The sequence below is a fragment of the Lysinibacillus sp. FSL M8-0337 genome (assembly GCF_038593855.1).
GTDB lineage: Bacteria > Bacillota > Bacilli > Bacillales_A > Planococcaceae > Lysinibacillus > Lysinibacillus sphaericus_D.
The window spans coordinates 1,329,013-1,346,658 of record NZ_CP151996.1; the positions used below are offsets into that span (position 1 = coordinate 1,329,013).

Below are 17,646 nucleotides of genomic sequence, written 5' to 3' on the forward strand. Positions count from 1 at the left end.
ATAGAACTAAAGTAATTATAGCAGGGAGGCATACACATGGGCAACATGAAGCAGTTAGAGGATTTAGGGGACGGCGTGTATATCGTACAACATGGGACAGTTGTAGAGGTGCTAGAGCCAAAGGAGTACGGACAAGATTCAATTCAGTGGCAACATGGCAAAGTATTTGAGGTAAGTGAGAGTAAGCGTAGACGCGTTGGAAATATAAAACGATAGAAAGATATAGCACAGGAAAGGATGAGAAATTGATGGATTCTAGAGAGCCTTTAAGTTATCTAAAGGATTTATTGGATGATATAACTCATGCAGTTGGACGTGAAGATGAACAAACAGCAGTACACAATCACTCTGACATTATCAATTTAAAAAATGTGATTGATAAATACAAAGCGTTAGAAATAGAAGTAGAACATTTACGAACGATTGCTATGTGTTGCGAATGTAACGAATAAAGGTGTAAGTGAGGAAACATAGAGGTGGTGTCAATTCATGTGTGAAAAAGTTTGTTGGACTTGCGGCTATTTTGCTTTTGGTTGCTTTGTAACAGGTGAATACAACAATACAGTTAAGATTTTCAATGAATATTTAAGTGATATGGAAGTGTTAGGATATACAAATTCTTATCAAGTATCTAATGCTATGGATAGAGGTATTCCACAAACAAGAGAACGGGTATTTTGTATAAGCATATTAGGGAATAACGTTTTCGATTTTAGCAAAGTTAAAAAGAGACCATTGAGACCTATGAGTGACTTTAAGCAGCCTGACGATGAAATTGAGAACATTGAAAAGTATGTTGTTAATATTCCATCGATGTTAAGTAGATTAGAAGATTTAGCTACTCCAGAGAAATTGAGCGTAACAAATCAAAATTTCGTTATATAAAAACAATCACTGATGTTTGTAACACTATTACGGAACGTCCAGATCGTTGCCCTAGTGCTGGTGTATTTAAGATGGCTGATGGTCGTTATAGATATCCAACAGAACGAGAGTGGTGGAGATTAATGGGATTCGATGATACTGATTTCGACTTGATGCTTAAAGAGTTTCCGCAAAAAGATAAATGTCGTAGCGCTACGCTATATGCATTGGCTGGTAACAGCATTGTTGTACAAGAGTTAGAGGCGATATTTGAGGTCATTATTAATGAGTATTACGGAACAAATCTAATAGCAGATGCAACAGGGCAGTTACAGATGATTTGCTAATTACATTAGATAAATATTGTTCAGTAACAATTTATCTCTAAATTCGCCATATTTCCTTTATGTGCTAAAAAATATATTTATTCTTTTATATCTACTGTATAGTAGAAAAGTATGTATCTGTTGGAGATACATAGAAAGAAAGGCGTAATATTACATAAAGGAGGGCATTTAATCTTGAAAAAAATTATTAACATTTGCATCATTCTGTTATTACTTGGTTTACCGTGGGGAAATATCCCTGCCGATGCAAATGGAACAAACGAAAGCGATTTTGTTGTGACACCTATTGGTACGGGTGTCATGATAACTGGCTATATAGGAAAAGAGAAGGATTTGGTCATCCCCGAAACACTTAATGGTCTACTAGTTACGGCAATAGGTTTTGAAGCATTTTCTAATAAACAACTAACAAGTGTGACGATTCCAAGTAGTGTAATGAGTATACGAGAATCTGCATTTCGGGAAAATCAGCTAACAAATGTGACGATTCCAAGTGGTGTCACGAGTATAGGGAAATCTGCATTTCTGGAAAATCAGCTAACAAGTGTGACGATTCCAAGTAGTGTCGCGAGTATAGGGAGTCATGCATTTTATCGAAATCAGCTAACAAGTGTGACGATTCCAAGTAGTGTCACGAGTATAGAGCGACATGCATTTTCTCATAATCAGCTAACAAGTGTGACGATTCCAAGTAGTGTCACGAGTATAGATGATTTTGCATTTTATACTAATCAGCTAACAAGTGTGACGATCCCAAATAGTGTCACGAGTATAGGGCATTCTGCATTTGGTACTAATGATCTAACAAGTGTGACGATTCCGAGTAGTGTCACAAGCATGGAGGCTTTTGCATTTCATTATAATCAGCTAAACCAGGTAGAATTTGAAGGACAAACAAAGGTAAATTCGCTTTCATTTGCTAATCAAGTCAGGAATGGTAAGGGTCATTTGGGATGGTATGAAGATTCATTATATAGCATCTCTTGGACAGGAAATGTGCTAGGACCAATGATCATTTATGCGAAATGGGAAGCAGTACAGTATGAACTCACGTTTGATACCAATGGAGGGAGTATAGTCCCATCACAGATGGTTGACGAGGACGCAAAGGCGACACCTCCCTCTGCCCCAACAAAAACAGGTTATACATTCGGAGGTTGGTATAAAGAGGCTACCCTAACGAATCAGTGGGACTTTACCACAGATGTAGTGACGAAGGATACGACATTGTATGCGAAGTGGAACGTGGCGCAAGTGGTGCAAAATGAACTGGCGTTTAACACGGATGGAGGGACTGCTGTCCCATCACAACGTATTGTTCACAATACAAAAGGGATTGAACCGCCTGCCCCAACAAAAACAGGTTATACATTCGGAGGTTGGTATAAAGAGGCTACCCTAACGAATCAGTGGGACTTTACCACAGATGTAGTGACGAAGGATACGACATTGTATGCGAAGTGGAACGTGGCGCAAGTGGTGCAAAATGAACTGGCGTTTAACACGGATGGAGGGACTGCTGTCCCATCACAACGTATTGTTCACAATACAAAAGGGATTGAACCGCCTGCCCCAACAAAAACAGGTTATACATTCGGAGGTTGGTATAAAGAGGCTACCCTAACGAATCAGTGGGACTTTACCACAGATGTAGTGACGAAGGATACGACATTGTACGCGAAGTGGAACGTGGCGCAAGTGGTGCAAAATGAACTGGCGTTTAACACGGATGGAGGGACTGCTGTCCCATCACAACTTATTGTTCACAATACAAAAGGGATTGAACCGCCTGCCCCAACAAAAGCAGGTTATACATTCGGAGGCTGGTATAAAGAGGCTACCCTAACAAATCAGTGGGATTTTGCTAAAGAGGTAATAATGGGACATACAACGCTATATGCGAAATGGGTAAAAAATAGTTCCTCTGAAAATAATGGAGGAAGCTATGTACCAACGTCACCATCAAATTTAAATGTGTTTTTTGAAACCAATGATGGGGACAGTTTAGATAGTCTGTCTGTAGCGTATGACAAAAAGATAACAGAGTTACCTATTCCTACAAAGAAAGGTTTTACATTTGGCGGTTGGTATAAAGAGGCTGCTTTGATTAATCAGTGGGATTTGACAACGGATAGTGTGACAAAAAATACGAAATTGTATGCGAAATGGATTGCAAACAAAACCCCAGAATGGAAACCAGATCCAGCACCAGAAGAACCGAAACCAGAACGACCAATGGTGACCTTTAATGATATTTCTGATCATTGGGCAAAAGAAATGATAGAGGAAGTAGCTGGTCGAGGAATTATTAAAGGATATCCAGATGGTTCATTTCGCCCGAATGAATTCATCCAACGCCAGCATGTGGCGCTGTTATTCCATCGTGCTTTTGAGTTCAAACCAAAACGAAAGGTCACTACTTTTTCAGATGTAGGACCAAATCATCCATACTATGAAGCCGTTATGTCATTACAACAAGCAGGAATTATTGATGGTTCAGATGGGAAATTCCATCCAACTGCTCTACTAACTCGTGCACAGATGGCAAAAATTGTGGTGCTTACCCTTGAGATAGAACCAGGCGGAATGAGTACATTCCAAGATGTGTCTACCACACATTGGAGTTATGCTTATATCGCTGCATTAGCAGAACGTGAGATTGTGCTTGGTGATAACGGCAAATTTAAGCCGGATCAACCCGTGACACGAGCACAATTTGTCGCAATAATGTACAGAGCATTGAATCTGAAATAGAACAACTTTAGCATAACGAAGAAAATAAAAAACTCATATTTTGATTAATCTTATATCAAAATATGAGTTTTCCTTTATTTAATTAATGAACAATATGAAGAAATTAACTTGCTTAAAAGAACGTTTGTTCTTATAATTAGGATAAACTAAGGTTCTTTTAGGAGGGCTAATATTGAGAGAATTACTTGATGAAATTGATAAATTTATACGGTTTATTGCATATGATAAGGATGCTTACTTCGATGGAGAATTGATTACTGATGAATTAAGAGAATATCTAGTCGAGACATTTGAAATGACTAAAAAAAGCTTGTATTTAATATTGCACAAAAAACGTTACGAAACAAAGAAATATTGCATCAATCAAAATGATATGTTTTATAAAATTAATCAAATTCTATACTATTTAGATACTTATAATAATCTTTATTTAGATGAAGATTACTTGAATGATAAAGCCCGTAAAAGTTTGAAAAGTAATTTAGAAAAAATATTACAAGCTGTAAAAGTTGATAAAACTTTAACCATAGATAGAGGTATTTTAGCAACAATACAATAAAGGCCTTTACGGAAAATACCGGAGGCACTAACAGACAGGTAATAACCTGTTTTGTTGGTGCCTCTTTTTATTTTGATTAAGGGGTGTGGGAAATGAGAACGTTACAAACAGAGTTAACGCAAAAGGGGTTAAGTAAAGAAGAAAATAAGCAAACGTCAAAGAGACGTCAGCCTAAAACGCAAATGAGCCAAAGAGAAGTTGAAGAGTTAATGGGTATTAGACGCAACACCTATAAACGTGTAAAAGGTTCATTTAGACAGAAAGGATGATAGCTGGTGAATTTTGTTCAACCTATCCGCAATCCAGAATATATCCGCGCAATTAAGAAGTATTTATTTGATTGGAATTATCGTAATTACATGTTGTTTGTTCTTGGCATTAACAGTGGACTTCGTATATCAGATATTCTGCAACTTAAAGTATCTGACACTAAGCGTGATTATTTCAATGTAATAGAGAAGAAAACTAAAAAAGCTAGACGTATTGAAATGACACCGCAATTAAAACGTGAGTTAAGGCAATATGTAGAAGGAAAAGAAGAATATGAATATTTGTTCAAAAGTCGTGAAGGGGTTAACAAATCCATTAGTCGAAGCTCTGCTTACAAGATATTAAATAAGGCAGCGTTGGCAGTTGGACTTGAAGAGAATATTGGTACACATACATTACGTAAAACGTTTGGATACCATTTTTATAAACAGACAAAGGACGTAGCTTTATTACAAGAAATATTGAATCATTCATCACCAAAAATAACATTACGTTATATCGGTATTAATCAAGATCAAATGGATAAAGCAATGAAGGACTTTAGAATATAACTTTTGTATTCAGTTCTCTTTAAAAAGATAGTGGTGAACTGATTTTAAGGATAAGGCGCAAAGCATTGTAAATACTGGACTAAATATAAATTGTTGAGTTCAACAGAATACACATTGAAGTGAACTGAGAGGAGCAAAAAGAGATATGGAAATCATGAAAAATTATGCGGATTTATTACGCATCATAGATATAGTAAAAGCTGAGATTGAAATGTTAGAAGTGGATAAAGAATATTGGTTGGGGAAGAATGAACAACTACCATTTGCATCAATTGGGGCAGATAAATTTGGCCTTGATGTTGCATCTCAAAGAACAGATCGTTTGAATGGTCGTATTGCATCATTAGAAACTAAATTGGAGCATTATCAAGCCATTGAAAAAGAGATTCGTGAAAATGTTGAGAAGCTAGAGGGCTTAGAATATAAAATAGCTAAACTACGTTTTATTGATGGCATGACCTATCAAGAAATTGCTGATGAGCTTGGATATACACATGACCACATTCGACGGGTTGCGAGTAAAAGTAAAAAGAAAGAAGTAGTATTAAATTATTAAAGATATTTTTTCAACAGTTTTGATTAGCTTGTGTCAACAATGCCATATAGTGCATTTATAAGGTTAGAGTGTAATTAAACTTCTATAATAAAAAACTCTTCATCTGTACTTATATAAACAGATGGAGAGTTTTCTCTTCATACAAAAAGAAAAGGTGAATACACTATGGGTTATTAATCTTTTAACCAAAGGGGAATTATACCTGTATAACTTTCATTACCTGCTACATCAATTAAGCTAATTTGTGCTGAACAACCCGAATTAAGTTGAGATTTAAGTTCAAGATATTGCTCTTGATTTGCAATATGAAAGCCAAAATTAACTCTTATTGCATCGTTTTGAGAAATCTTTATAAAGTTATTACTACGGATATCTTGCCATTCTTTTGTGGTTCCAGGAATATAATAAGAATTAAGTTTGTGCTTGGCAATTTCTATATCCCCAGAAAATAATCTAATACTACCTCCAATAACTAGATTTATTCTTGAACCTGTATTTAGAACATTTATTAAACAGCTCCAAGAAAAATTGCCTCTTGAGATTAAAGGATTTATGATAAGTTGGCTATCACCATTAAATGGTTCAATTCGGTAAGGGGGAATTACAATCCTTTCACGTTCAGTATACATTAAATCAAGATCATATTTATCTGCTGCTTGTGTTCTAGTACCTTTCCTCATAGGAATGAACATTTCTCTATTTTTATATAATCGAAGCATGTGAGGCTTGTTATAGGTACGGGGAATATGAACAACAATTATATTTTTATAATTCACCTGAATTTCAATAAATTCAACCGTAAAAGGTTCAAGTACCTTACGGCTAATTATATTAGCTAAAGATGCAGCATCTAATGGCAGTGTAGTATGGTGCAAATCACCAGTCTTACCGTCAATACCTACTATAATGTTCCCAACATCATATTGTGAATTTGCCATAACAGTTAAGTCTTTTGCGAATTCATTTCTACCCTCGTCATTTGACAAATCCCAGAATTCGCGTTTTAACTCTATTACTGGGTTCTCGTATTGAGCACCGGATTTAATTTGTTCACTAATATTTTTGATTTTCCTAGCATTAATACCTCTTTCGGAATCAAACAAATTTCAACACCTCTTTAAATATTTACTAATAATTATACCACTTTAGAAATATATAATTTACAAAAAAATACTTGGGTATTGAAAAACACATCCAATAATTTCTAAAGAGATAAACTTGAAAAGCCACAAACAAGCCACATTATTCATTGACAGGGTGATATATATTCATAGATGAAGCAAAAGGCAATTACAACTGAATAAAGCGAATGCGAGCCTTCACTTGAGCGGAGTGAGGGCTTTTTATGATTCCTAGCAATTAGCACAATGAGGTGATGCCATTGAAAGTAAGAAAAATAAATCCAAAACAACAGGAATTTGCTGATTATTTTATTGAACTTGGTAACGCAGAAGAAGCTGCATTACGTGCTGGTTACAGTAAAACGTATGCCAGAGGTCAATCTTATAAATTGTTGGCAAATGTCGGCATAAAAACATATATAGAAAATCGCATGGAAGAATTAAAATCAGAACGTGTTGCTGATCAACAAGAAATACTCGAATCGCTTACTAAAGTTCTTCGTGGTGAAGAAAAGGGTGTAGCACTTGTTGGTGTCGGTATGGGTGAACAAGAAGTACTGGATATTAAACCAACACTAGCCGAAAAAATTAAAGCTGCTGAACTACTAGGGAGACGCTACGGTATGTGGACAGATAAGGTGAAGCATGAAGGTGCTGTACCAATTGTGATTGAGGATGATGTGAGTGAGTAAGGTAAAACGTGTTTCTATTCAAAAGACAATTGGTAAGGGCTATGCAGATTACTGGAACTTTAAAGGTCGTTACCGAGTTTGCAAAGGGTCGCGTGCTTCTAAAAAGTCCAAAACAACTGCTATCTACTACATTTCACAAATAATGAAGCATCCTGCAGCTAATCTCCTTGTTATTCGTAAAACATATCGTACATTAAAAGATTCGTGCTTTGCTGAATTACAGTGGGCAATTACGCAATTAGGTGTTGAACTGTATTGGCAAGTGAAAGAATCACCTTTAGAGCTAACATATATGCCTACTGGACAGAAGATTTATTTCCGTGGTCTTGATGATCCATTGAAAGTAACATCTATAACTGTTAAAACAGGTGTCTTATGCTGGATGTGGGTAGAGGAAGCATACGAATTACTAAATGAAGATGATTTTAATATGTTGGATGAATCAATTCGTGGTTCAGCACCAGGCACCCTATTTAAACAAATTACATTAACGCTCAATCCATGGAATGAACGCCATTGGATAAAGAAGCGTTTTTTTGATGCCGAAAATGATGATGATATTTTAGCGAAGTCTACAAATTACTTATGTAACGAGTTCTTAGATGAAGCAGATAGGAGAGTGTTTGAACGAATGAAACGTGATAATCCGCGTCGTTATCAAGTAGCAGGTTTAGGCAACTGGGGTATTGTTGACGGCCTTGTGTTTGAGAATTGGGAAGAGCGCTCCTTTGATAAGGATAAGATTATTAAGGAACGTCCAAGAATTAAAGCAATGTTTGGTCTAGACTTTGGTTACACCAATGACCCTACTGCTTTCTTTGCTGGTTTAGTAGATGAAGGAGCTAAAGAGATTTATGTCTTTGATGAAATATATCAGACAGGTATGAGTAACAGCATGATTTTTGATGAAGTAAAGCGCAAAGGCTACATTAAGGAACGAATACGTGCAGATAGTGCGGAGCCTAAGTCTATTGACGATTTGTACAACTTAGGAATGTATAACATTAAAAAGGCACGTAAAGGCCCTGATAGCATAAATAACGGTATTCAAACGATTCAAGACTACAAGCTTATCATTCATCCATCCTGTGTTAATTTCTTAACTGAAATCACTAATTACACATGGAATCAAGACAAGTTTGGCAAGAAGCTCAATAAGCCAGTAGATGATTTTAACCACTTAATGGATGCAATGCGTTATGCCTTAGAAGATTTAAAAGGCGATTTATTTAGCTTTGAATAGGATGTGAGTAGATGTTTGAATTTCTAGGGGAAGTAACGGAGCGTATGCGGTTTAAGAAGATAATTGAGGCTGGTGCTAAGACAGCTATATCAAATAAAAAGGTGCTAGAGAAGGAAATAAAGAAATGGCTTGAATCACCACCTCGTAAAATGATGCTGTTAGGGGAATCTTATTATATTGGTGAACATGAGATATTGAAGCGTAAGCGTGAAGTTATCGGAGTGGATGGACAACTAATGGAGGTTGAAAATCTACCGAATAATAGGATTGTCGATAATCAATATGCAAAGCTTGTAGATCAAAAGGTAAATTACTTGTTAGCAAAGCCTTTAACGTTTGAAACAAAGGATAAGAACTACTTAGAGCAACTACAATTGATATTTAATGCGAAGTTCCATAGAACCTTTCGTAATTTAGGAGAGGATTCTTTAAATGGAGGCATAGCGTGGTTGTACGTTTATTACGATGAACAAGGTAATTTGGCGTTTAAGCGTTTCCCACCTTATGAAATACTACCATTTTGGAAGGATGCAGATCATACGGAGTTAGAATTTGCTATTCGCTTTTATCCTGTTTCGGCATATGAAGGTGATAAGGAAGTCATTATCCATAAAGTTGAGAAATACACAACAGATGGCATTGAGCATTACGTTTGGCTTAATAATAGCCTAATACCTGATGTTGAACAGGAGAAAACCACGTATATAAGTACAACTGATGAAACTGGAAAATCATTAGGTTTCAATTGGGAACGCATTCCTTTAATAGCGTTTAAGTACAACAATAAGGAACTACCACTTATTAAACGTGTGAAATCACTACAAGATGGCATTAATATTATGCTTTCGGACTTTGAAAACAACATGCAGGAAGATGCTCATAATACACTTCTTGTATTAGAAAATTATGATGGGCAAAATTTAGGTGAATTCAGACGTAATCTAGCTCAATTTGGCGCAGTAAAGGTTCGTAGTGATGAAGGTTCCAGAGGGGACGTACGAACACTAACTATTACAGTGAACGCTGACAACTATAAATCCATTTTATCTTTATTTAAAAAGGCAATGATTGAAAATGGTCGTGGATATGATGCCAAGGACGAGCGAATGAGTAATAACCCAAATCAGATGAATATTCAAAGCATGTACAGCGATATTGATTTAGATGCAAATGGTACTGAAACAGAGTATCAAGCAAGCTTTGAGGATTTACTTTGGTTTGTGAATGTTCATCTAGCTAATAACCAAAAAGGTGACTTTGAAGGGGAGCCAGTCAACGTTATTTTTAATAAAGACATATTAATTAATGAAAGTGAATCCATAAAGAATGCTGTTGATTCTATGCCAATCTTATCGATGGAAAGTATCATTGCACAACACCCTTGGACAAAGAACGCGCAACTCGAATTAGATCGTAAAGAAAAAGAACGCCAAAGGGAACAGCAGGAATATGATGATTACCGAAATAACTTTCCGAACAAATTAGTAGGTGGTAATACAAATGGCCAAGAGTAGAACCTATTGGCAGAAACGCTTTGAGATGCTAGCAAATGCGGAAATGAGTAAGGGTGAGACTTATTACAAAGATTTAGAGCAAATATACCGTGACACGCTAAAGGCAATTGAAAAGGACATTACCTATTGGTATTTACGCTTTGCAGATAATAATGAGATTACCTTTGCGGAAGCCAAGAAGTGGATTAAAGGCGCTGATTTAGAAGAGTTCAAGTGGGATGTTCATGAGTACATTCGACGTGGTGAGGAATACGGCATTAATGCAGCATGGGCAAAAGAGCTTGAGAATGCATCTGCACGTGTTCATATTTCAAGGTTAGAATCTATTAAGTTACAAACACAACAGCACGTAGAAGCACTGTATGGAACACAAATTGAAGGTGTTGAACGTCTTGCAAAGGAAGTATACCAGTCAGCGTATTACCACACAGCTTATGAAGTACAGGCTGGTTATGGAGTCGGTTATAGTTTACATTCTATTGACGCAAATCAATTAAAGATGATGGTTTCTAAGCCGTGGACTACAGATGGAGCAACCTTTAGTACACGTATATGGCGGGCTAAGGATGAGTTAGTTAGTGTGCTGCATAGAGAACTAACACAAGCTACAATACGTGGTGAGTCACTAAATAATGTTATAACAAAAATAGCCAAACAGTTTGATGTTTGTACGAATAAGGCAGGTCGTCTTGTAATGACGGAATCTGCTTTTTTTGCGTCTGCTGGTCAACAACAGGCTTATAAAGATTTAGATGTAGAGCGCTATGAAATAGTATCTGCATTAGACAATCGTACAAGTGCTATATGTAGAGAACTAGACGGGAAAGTACTACCGATGAGTGATTATGCACCAGGTATTACAGCACCACCATTTCATGCTTGGTGTCGAACAGTTACCGTACCTTATTTTGATGACAACTATGGTGAACGTGCTGCAAGTAAAGGGAATAGTAGTGATCCAGATGATGTGTATTACATTCCTTCAAATATGACTTATAACGAGTGGTTCCGTTTATACGGTGTTAAGCAAACGTGAATTTAGAAGATAGAAAGGGAGGGATAAGATATGAAGTATCGTAAAAAGCCTGTGATTGTTGAAGCTATTCAGTGGAAAGGTGACAATTGGAACGAAATTGATGAATGGGGATGTGCTTGTGCACAAACTCAAGATGATGAAATTTGGATACCTACATCGGAAGGTATTATTAAAGCAAGCGTGGGAGACTACGTCATAAAAGGTGTACAAGGTGAATTTTATTCATGTAAACAAAGTGTTTTCGTTGCGAACTACGAAGAAGCTGACAAGCCAAGTCTATTAGTAAAAATGGAACCATCAGAGATAGATGAAGTTATTGAAAAGATTTCAAGAAAACTTGAAGAGACATTAAAAGAAGTCACTCAATGAGTGGCTTTTTATTTTTTGAAAAAAGAAATGATAGTAACTACTACCGTCTTTTTCGAGCTTGTAGACGTAAAAGAACAAGTTTCTTAACCTATCGTGCCGTTGCACGTAAAACACGAATTAGGAGGCTATAACAATGACAAAAGAACAACTGATGGCTTTAGGATTAAGTGAGGAACAAGCGACAAAGATTATCGACGGTTTTGGCACAATGATTCCTAAAAGTCGTTTTGATGAGGTTAACGATGCTAAAAAGCAACTTGAAAAGGACGTAGCAGATCGTGATGAACAACTTGAAGGATTAAAGAAGTCAGCTAGTGCAACTGATGACCTTAAAGCCCAAATTGAAAAACTACAAGGTGAAAATACAACTGCTAAGGAGCATTATGAGGCAGAAGTGAAACAATTAAAGTTAGATGGGGCTGTAGAACGTGCATTGCTTGGTGCTAAGGCCAAAAATATTAAAGCCGTTAAAGCATTATTAAATTTAGAGGATGCGGAGTTAGATGGTGATGATGTTAAGGGGCTAACTGATCAGATTAAAGCATTACAAGAAGGAGAGGATTCGAAATTCCTTTTCGAAAGCACTATAGAAACAAATAGACAGCAACAATGGAGAGGCTTTAAGCCAGCCGAAAAAGGTGAAATGGGAGGGAATGAAACTGCACCAACTTCATTATCGGATGCAGTGCAATCTCACTTCTCTAAAAACTAATAAATAAAAAAAGGTGGTTTTTTAAATGGCAGTAACATTAGCACAAGCTAAATTAAACGTACAAGATGATTTACAGGTAGGTGTTATTGATGAATTCGCAAAATCAAATTTCCTGTTCAATGCTCTTACATTCGATGATGTTGTTTCTCCTACTGGTGGCGGTGCAACACTCACATATGGTTATACACGATTGAAAACACAACCAACGGCTGCGTTCCGTGCAGTAAACAGTGAGTACACTTCAAGTGAAGTAGAGAAAGAGCGTATTACCACAGATTTAGCTGTATTCGGTGGTGCTTTCAAAATTGACCGTATTATCGCTAATATGGGTGGCATTGTGGATGAAGTGACGTTACAAATGCAACAAAAGATTAAAGCAGCATCCGCACTATTTAATGACACTGTTATCAAGGGTGATACAGGTGTTGAAGCAAATGGTTTCGATGGATTAGAAAAAGCATTGACGGGCTCATCCACTGAATATGAACCTTCTGCAATTATTGACCTATCAACTTCTGATTTAGTGACGACGAACTATGCGAAATTCTTAGATGAGCTGGATGAGTTCTTAATGGGCTTAGATGGTAAGCCTAATTTCATTGGTGGTAATTTAAAACTGATTGCTAAGATTCGTGCAGCGGCTCGACGTGCTGGGATGTATCAAATGTCTCAAAATGAATTTGGACAAAATGTAGAGACTTATAACGGCATTCCATTAGTGGACTTCGGTGCAAAGCCAGGCTCCAATCAGAGTGTTGTAGATATTGAGGTAGATGGTACAACATCGTTATATGTAGCTCGTTTAGGATTAGATGGTTTCCATGCTATCTCAATGGCAGGACAATCACCAGTCAATACATGGCTCCCAGACTATAAAACTGCAGGTGCAGTGAAAACAGGTGAAGTAGAAATGGTTGCAGGTGTGGCTTTAAAGGCTACAAAAGCAGCAGGTGTAATGCGAAAAATTAAAGTGCAATAAGAGGAGGGGTTTCATGGCAAAGGTTTACGCTCCAAACAAAGCGTACAACGGTATTACTGCAACTGTGCGTTGGGAGATAACGCTTGAGAAAGAGGTGGAATACTGATGGCCGAACCATTTAATTTAGATACGACCTTTGAAGAACTGATGGCTCGAAAACTAGCAGGCATCGATGATTCTCTTGATAAGCGTGAAGTCACGTCGTTAGTGTATAACGCAACCGCAGCTAATAGTGTTGAAACCGTTCAAATGCTATTCACTTTGAAGAATTTTATCGACATGGTATTTGCTGATACTTCACCGCGTGAGTATTTAATTCGACGTGCTGCAGAACGTGGTTTAAAGCCTCTTGAAGCTACTTATGCAAAACGAAAAGGTGTATTTAATATCGACGTTCCAATCGGTAGTCGTTTTAGTTTGGACGATTTGAATTATGAAGTTATTGAACGGATTACACAGGGGCAATTCATATTGAGATGTGAAACTGCTGGTAATGTCGGTAATTTGTTTTCAGGTCAACTTATACCGATTAACTATATTAACAATTTAGAAACGGCTATATTAACCGATGTTTTGATACCTGGAGACGATGAAGAAGAAACAGAAGCATTTCGTACGCGCTATTTCAATAGCTTTGAATCCACCGCATTTGGAGGCAATCGAGCTGACTATAAAGAAAAGGTAGGTCAATTACCTGGTGTTGGTGGTGTACGTGTTTATCGTGCATGGAATGGTGGAGGGACAGTTAAGTTAGTCATTATTAACTCTCAATACGAAAAACCAACACAAACACTAATTGATGAAGTACAAAAGGCTGTTGACCCTTTGGAAAATCAGGGTGAGGGCGTAGGGACGGCTCCGATAGATCACATAGTAACCGTGTTTGGCGTAAGCGAAACGCTCATTCATATTACACTGAATATCACGTATCAAGCAGGTTGGACTTGGACAGATATTGAGAGTCAAGTACAGAAGGTGATTGATGATTATTTCAAAGAGTTAGCAGAAGAATGGGCCAAGGCAAACAGTTATGAAGAAGATAACGCTGGTGTAGTAGTTCGTGTCTCGCAAATTGAATACCGATTGCTAGGTGTAACAGGTGTGCTTGATATTGCAAATACGCAATTAAATGGCAGTCAATCCAATATCGCACTAGATGTTGAGTCTATTCCGAAACGAGGTGTTGTAAGTGGTTAGAGAGGTAGACATCATCAGCTATTTACCGTCTGTTCTACATGAAACTAAAGAAATCGTTGCCATGGCAAATGCTGAAAAGCCTGTATTAGAAGCGTTATGGCAAGAAATCGAAAACACATTAAACAATCAATTTGTCGTAACAGCAGATGAGAAGGGTGCTAGTCGATATGAGAAAATGCTTAAACTAAGCGTTCCTGCAACTGATTCCATCGAGACACGTCGATTCCGTATTTTAGCTCGTTATCAAGAGCAAGCACCTTACACAAATCGGGTATTGAAACAATTGCTTGATAGCCTATTAGGCGAGGGAAAATATGAATTGAAACTGGATGTAGCAGCTAAGACGCTAAGTGTAAAAATCGAATTGACAGTGAAAGGCATGTTTGATGCAGTGGTCATCATGCTAGAACGTATTACACCTCAAAACATGATTTTATCCGTCGAATTACGATACAACCAACATTCCTTACTAAAAAAATACACTCATGCTCAATTAAAAGCATTTACACATAAACAAATCAGAGAGGAAGTGATGCAATAATGTCAACAAACACACCTAATTACAACTTAGAAAAACCGAATGAAGAGGAATTTTATGACGTTAATGTACAGAATGGCAACATGGATAAAATCGATAGCGCATTAAAGACACTGGCTGTAGAAGTTGCAAGTGGTGTGTCACAAGAAGATTTAACTGCAATTGATACTAAACTTGATGGCATTAATCAAGGTGTTGATGAAATTAACGGCAAGTCAGACCAAATCAAACAAGGCGTAGACAACATAAGTGCACAAATTGCAAACGCAAATACAAAACTAGACAAATTAGGTAATACAGTTGGGACTGCAATTTTCGATACTAATGGAAGCTACAGTTGGACGTGCCCAGATGGTGTCAGAAAAGTGTGGTTAACCATTTTCGGTGGCGGAGGCGGAGGCGGGGGTGGAGGTGCAAATACCGCGTCCGTTGGCGGAGGTGGAGGTGCTTATATTTATCGCTTGGCAACAAACGTAGTGCCTGGTAACGGATATCCTATAGTAGTAGGTAATGGCGGAAGTGGCGCGCCATCTATGGGTGCTTCTCAGTCAGTAAATGCTGGCGCAGGCGGCACGTCATCTGCAATGGGATTTAGTTGTTTAGGAGGTTGGGGGGCGCAATATATAGCTGGATCACAAAACCATCTTCCTGGTAGAGGTGGTGCATCTACTAGTTGGTATTCTGTAAGGGGCGCGGACGGCGGAGGTGGTATCGCGAACCAATCTGGCGGAAATGGCGGCAAAGGATTAGTAATCATTGAATGGTAGGAGGCAAACAAATGCAACGTTATGCACAATTTGTAGACAATAAAGCTTATTGGATTTTTGAAGAAGTGGAAATACCACCTTATCCTGATGATTTACTCTTTATTGATATTACGGATCAACATGAAGTACAAGAAGGTTGGGATTACAATCGAGAAACAGGTGAGTTTACGGCTCCTGTCATTCCAGAGCCAACACCAATCGAACCACAGCCAACAGTTGAAGAAATGCAGGCTCAAACATTATTAAACACGGAATACCTGGTATCACGTAGTGAGCTAGGATTGGGAGGAAACTAAAATGACAGTATTTGAAATATGTATGTTTTTAATTGAGCGTAAACGTTATGAGCAGGCTGCTATGCAGAATAAAGTGAATGTTTTTTATGCTAATAACCAATTGAAAGATGATGAATACACACAGCTATTAACAGAAATTGACTCACAGCAAACGCAAACATAGGCTTAGCAAAATTATTATTGTCAAAATTAGAAGGAAATACTTTCCTTTTGTCGAATTGAAGTAGTTAAAGGAGAGGGATTTATATGGATTATTTATTAACGACATTGCGACACTTAAAAATAGTAAATTACAAAGAGAATATACAATTTCCGTCTGAAACTGATAAAGGTTTCATTACGATATTAAATAATAGTGATGAAGATTTAGAGGAAATAGTAAATAGCTTTGGTTATAGAGAGAATTTTGGTTTTATGCACTTAATGCAGGTTAAAGAAAATTTCGGATGTGTAGTAAAGTATATGGATTGTCCTTCTGACTCAACAATAAGAACTCAAGAAATGCATTATCATCATTTGAAAAGTAAATATTTCACAAAATCTCTTTGGTTCATTAAAGATAACTCAGTAATGCCGTATTTTACAACATTATCTAGCGATGCGGGGATTCCTCCTCAAATTCTTAGAACAGGTGATTATTACAGTTGTTCTGATGGAGAAATTAAAGATGTTTCCTTTACTTATAATGAAATCAAAGAGGCTGAATATTGGGCTCAAGTACTTGTAACTCACGCTATTAAGCTAAGTGGAAAGAGAGAAATAAAAGCAGATAAGATTGAAAATATTAGTTTATTTCCTTACAGCGAAACTACTAGTATAAGTAGAGCGTTTTTATATTTAGATATTGCTAGAAGAGAATCGTTTTTACCTGCGAAAATTGCCAGCTATATTACGATATTAGAAATATTATGTGCTGTGAATGGTGAAAACACTTATAAAGTTTCTGAAAGAGTAGCTGCTCTATTAGGTGGAAATTCTGAGGAGAAAATGAACCTCTTTGGTAGTGTAAAAAAGGCATATGATTTTAGATCAAAGTTTGTTCATGGATCACATATCAATTATAACGACATTTCAAAGGTAAGTGAGATAAGTACTGGTTTGGATGAAATAGTAAGAAAAGTTTTAAAAAAAATAATAAACGATTATTTAAATCTAAATTATTCGAATAAAAGGAAAGAAGGTTTTTCAAGTTTCGAAGAAGTTGATAAAGAATTTGTGAAAATGATATTGTCCAATTAAATCAAATAATTAAGCACTCTCAGATTGAGGGTGCTTTTATTA

23 protein-coding genes are annotated in these 17,646 nt (G+C 36.9%); 22 read left to right on the top strand and 1 reads right to left on the bottom strand.

Annotation, left to right across the window (positions count from 1 at the left end; translation table 11 throughout):
• The first annotated feature begins 36 nt into the window (after positions 1-36).
• The 9 genes from MKY08_RS06055 to MKY08_RS06095 all read left to right on the top strand — a co-directional run bounded on the left by MKY08_RS06055 (position 37) and on the right by MKY08_RS06095 (position 5,901).
• Positions 37-216: a hypothetical protein gene (locus MKY08_RS06055; RefSeq protein WP_069511187.1), complete on the top strand. Its 180-nt coding sequence runs from the start codon at positions 37-39 to the stop codon at positions 214-216.
• 32 nt (positions 217-248) lie between these two features.
• Positions 249-452 carry a hypothetical protein gene (locus MKY08_RS06060; RefSeq protein WP_069511189.1) on the top strand — a complete coding sequence of 68 codons (204 nt, stop codon included), beginning with the start codon at positions 249-251 and terminating at the stop codon, positions 450-452.
• A gap of 37 nt (positions 453-489) precedes the next feature.
• Positions 490-885: a DNA cytosine methyltransferase gene (locus MKY08_RS06065; RefSeq protein ID WP_069511190.1), complete on the top strand. Its 396-nt coding sequence runs from the start codon at positions 490-492 to the stop codon at positions 883-885.
• Between the two features lie 26 nt (positions 886-911).
• Positions 912-1,211 carry a DNA cytosine methyltransferase gene (locus MKY08_RS06070; protein ID WP_342534989.1) on the top strand — a complete coding sequence of 100 codons (300 nt, stop codon included), beginning with the start codon at positions 912-914 and terminating at the stop codon, positions 1,209-1,211.
• Positions 1,212-1,385: 174 nt separating this feature from the next.
• The gene (locus MKY08_RS06075; RefSeq protein WP_342534822.1) at positions 1,386-3,965 is read left to right on the top strand and encodes an InlB B-repeat-containing protein; all 2,580 of its coding nucleotides are present in this window, start codon (positions 1,386-1,388) and stop codon (positions 3,963-3,965) included.
• 172 nt (positions 3,966-4,137) lie between these two features.
• Positions 4,138-4,524 carry a hypothetical protein gene (locus MKY08_RS06080; protein ID WP_069511197.1) on the top strand — a complete coding sequence of 129 codons (387 nt, stop codon included), beginning with the start codon at positions 4,138-4,140 and terminating at the stop codon, positions 4,522-4,524.
• A gap of 92 nt (positions 4,525-4,616) precedes the next feature.
• Complete coding sequence (locus MKY08_RS06085; protein WP_176723175.1) at positions 4,617-4,793, top strand: hypothetical protein; 177 nt, start codon at positions 4,617-4,619, stop codon at positions 4,791-4,793.
• A gap of 6 nt (positions 4,794-4,799) precedes the next feature.
• Positions 4,800-5,345, top strand: a complete 546-nt coding sequence (locus MKY08_RS06090) for a site-specific integrase (RefSeq protein WP_069511199.1) — start codon at positions 4,800-4,802, stop codon at positions 5,343-5,345.
• A gap of 145 nt (positions 5,346-5,490) precedes the next feature.
• Positions 5,491-5,901 (top strand): sigma factor-like helix-turn-helix DNA-binding protein, encoded by a 411-nt coding sequence (locus tag MKY08_RS06095; RefSeq protein WP_069511201.1) that lies wholly within the window; start codon positions 5,491-5,493, stop codon positions 5,899-5,901.
• Between the two features lie 173 nt (positions 5,902-6,074).
• Here MKY08_RS06095 and MKY08_RS06100 read toward each other — a convergent pair whose 3' ends face one another.
• Entirely contained in the window at positions 6,075-7,004 is a 930-nt protein-coding gene (locus MKY08_RS06100; protein WP_069511203.1) for an ATP-binding protein, read from the bottom strand.
• 278 nt (positions 7,005-7,282) lie between these two features.
• Here MKY08_RS06100 and MKY08_RS06105 point away from each other — a divergent pair, with 278 nt between their 5' ends.
• The 13 genes from MKY08_RS06105 (at position 7,283) to MKY08_RS06165 (ending at position 17,604) form a co-directional block, all read left to right on the top strand.
• Positions 7,283-7,714, top strand: a complete 432-nt coding sequence (locus MKY08_RS06105; protein ID WP_256093157.1) for a terminase small subunit — start codon at positions 7,283-7,285, stop codon at positions 7,712-7,714.
• Positions 7,707-8,957, top strand: a complete 1,251-nt coding sequence (locus MKY08_RS06110) for a PBSX family phage terminase large subunit (RefSeq protein ID WP_069511207.1) — start codon at positions 7,707-7,709, stop codon at positions 8,955-8,957. The genes MKY08_RS06105 and MKY08_RS06110 overlap by 8 nt, the downstream gene beginning before the upstream one ends.
• Positions 8,958-8,968: 11 nt before the next feature.
• Complete coding sequence (locus MKY08_RS06115) at positions 8,969-10,471, top strand: phage portal protein (protein WP_218107213.1); 1,503 nt, start codon at positions 8,969-8,971, stop codon at positions 10,469-10,471.
• A complete protein-coding gene (locus MKY08_RS06120) occupies positions 10,458-11,507 on the top strand; it encodes a minor capsid protein (RefSeq protein WP_176723176.1) in 1,050 nt (349 codons plus the stop codon). The genes MKY08_RS06115 and MKY08_RS06120 overlap by 14 nt, the downstream gene beginning before the upstream one ends.
• A 30-nt stretch (positions 11,508-11,537) precedes the next feature.
• Positions 11,538-11,876, top strand: coding sequence for a hypothetical protein (locus MKY08_RS06125; RefSeq protein ID WP_069511209.1), 339 nt, complete (start codon positions 11,538-11,540; stop codon positions 11,874-11,876).
• 133 nt (positions 11,877-12,009) lie between these two features.
• The gene (locus tag MKY08_RS06130) at positions 12,010-12,588 is read left to right on the top strand and encodes a phage scaffolding protein (protein WP_069511211.1); all 579 of its coding nucleotides are present in this window, start codon (positions 12,010-12,012) and stop codon (positions 12,586-12,588) included.
• Between the two features lie 25 nt (positions 12,589-12,613).
• Entirely contained in the window at positions 12,614-13,567 is a 954-nt protein-coding gene (locus MKY08_RS06135) for a major capsid protein (protein ID WP_069511213.1), read from the top strand.
• 105 nt (positions 13,568-13,672) lie between these two features.
• Positions 13,673-14,764 carry a baseplate J/gp47 family protein gene (locus MKY08_RS06140; protein ID WP_069511215.1) on the top strand — a complete coding sequence of 364 codons (1,092 nt, stop codon included), beginning with the start codon at positions 13,673-13,675 and terminating at the stop codon, positions 14,762-14,764.
• Positions 14,757-15,305 (top strand): putative phage tail protein, encoded by a 549-nt coding sequence (locus MKY08_RS06145; protein WP_069511217.1) that lies wholly within the window; start codon positions 14,757-14,759, stop codon positions 15,303-15,305. Before MKY08_RS06140 ends, MKY08_RS06145 begins: the two co-directional genes overlap by 8 nt.
• Positions 15,305-16,069 carry a glycine-rich domain-containing protein gene (locus tag MKY08_RS06150; RefSeq protein ID WP_342534823.1) on the top strand — a complete coding sequence of 255 codons (765 nt, stop codon included), beginning with the start codon at positions 15,305-15,307 and terminating at the stop codon, positions 16,067-16,069. The genes MKY08_RS06145 and MKY08_RS06150 overlap by 1 nt, the downstream gene beginning before the upstream one ends.
• Positions 16,070-16,080: 11 nt before the next feature.
• Entirely contained in the window at positions 16,081-16,365 is a 285-nt protein-coding gene (locus MKY08_RS06155; protein WP_069512111.1) for a hypothetical protein, read from the top strand.
• A 1-nt stretch (position 16,366) separates the two neighbouring features.
• Positions 16,367-16,528, top strand: coding sequence for a hypothetical protein (locus MKY08_RS06160; RefSeq protein ID WP_176723183.1), 162 nt, complete (start codon positions 16,367-16,369; stop codon positions 16,526-16,528).
• An 83-nt stretch (positions 16,529-16,611) separates the two neighbouring features.
• On the top strand, positions 16,612-17,604 hold the full coding sequence (locus MKY08_RS06165; RefSeq protein WP_069512110.1) for a HEPN domain-containing protein: 993 nt from the start codon (positions 16,612-16,614) through the stop codon (positions 17,602-17,604).
• The last annotated feature ends 42 nt before the right edge of the window (positions 17,605-17,646 follow it).

Excerpts from the sequence above, each read along its gene's own strand:
- MKY08_RS06130 (WP_069511211.1), top strand. The coding sequence starts at position 12,010 with ATGACAAAAGAACAACTGATGGCTTTAGGATTAAGTGAGGAACAAGCG.
- MKY08_RS06065 (WP_069511190.1), top strand. The coding sequence starts at position 490 with ATGTGTGAAAAAGTTTGTTGGACTTGCGGCTATTTTGCTTTTGGTTGC.
- MKY08_RS06140 (WP_069511215.1), top strand. The coding sequence starts at position 13,673 with ATGGCCGAACCATTTAATTTAGATACGACCTTTGAAGAACTGATGGCT.
- MKY08_RS06160 (WP_176723183.1), top strand. The coding sequence starts at position 16,367 with ATGACAGTATTTGAAATATGTATGTTTTTAATTGAGCGTAAACGTTAT.
- MKY08_RS06060 (WP_069511189.1), top strand. The coding sequence starts at position 249 with ATGGATTCTAGAGAGCCTTTAAGTTATCTAAAGGATTTATTGGATGAT.
- MKY08_RS06055 (WP_069511187.1), top strand. The coding sequence starts at position 37 with ATGGGCAACATGAAGCAGTTAGAGGATTTAGGGGACGGCGTGTATATC.
- MKY08_RS06125 (WP_069511209.1), top strand. The coding sequence starts at position 11,538 with ATGAAGTATCGTAAAAAGCCTGTGATTGTTGAAGCTATTCAGTGGAAA.
- MKY08_RS06165 (WP_069512110.1), top strand. The coding sequence starts at position 16,612 with ATGGATTATTTATTAACGACATTGCGACACTTAAAAATAGTAAATTAC.
- MKY08_RS06120 (WP_176723176.1), top strand. The coding sequence starts at position 10,458 with ATGGCCAAGAGTAGAACCTATTGGCAGAAACGCTTTGAGATGCTAGCA.
- MKY08_RS06135 (WP_069511213.1), top strand. The coding sequence starts at position 12,614 with ATGGCAGTAACATTAGCACAAGCTAAATTAAACGTACAAGATGATTTA.
- MKY08_RS06095 (WP_069511201.1), top strand. The coding sequence starts at position 5,491 with ATGGAAATCATGAAAAATTATGCGGATTTATTACGCATCATAGATATA.
- MKY08_RS06155 (WP_069512111.1), top strand. The coding sequence starts at position 16,081 with ATGCAACGTTATGCACAATTTGTAGACAATAAAGCTTATTGGATTTTT.
- MKY08_RS06150 (WP_342534823.1), top strand. The coding sequence starts at position 15,305 with ATGTCAACAAACACACCTAATTACAACTTAGAAAAACCGAATGAAGAG.
- MKY08_RS06115 (WP_218107213.1), top strand. The coding sequence starts at position 8,969 with ATGTTTGAATTTCTAGGGGAAGTAACGGAGCGTATGCGGTTTAAGAAG.
- MKY08_RS06085 (WP_176723175.1), top strand. The coding sequence starts at position 4,617 with ATGAGAACGTTACAAACAGAGTTAACGCAAAAGGGGTTAAGTAAAGAA.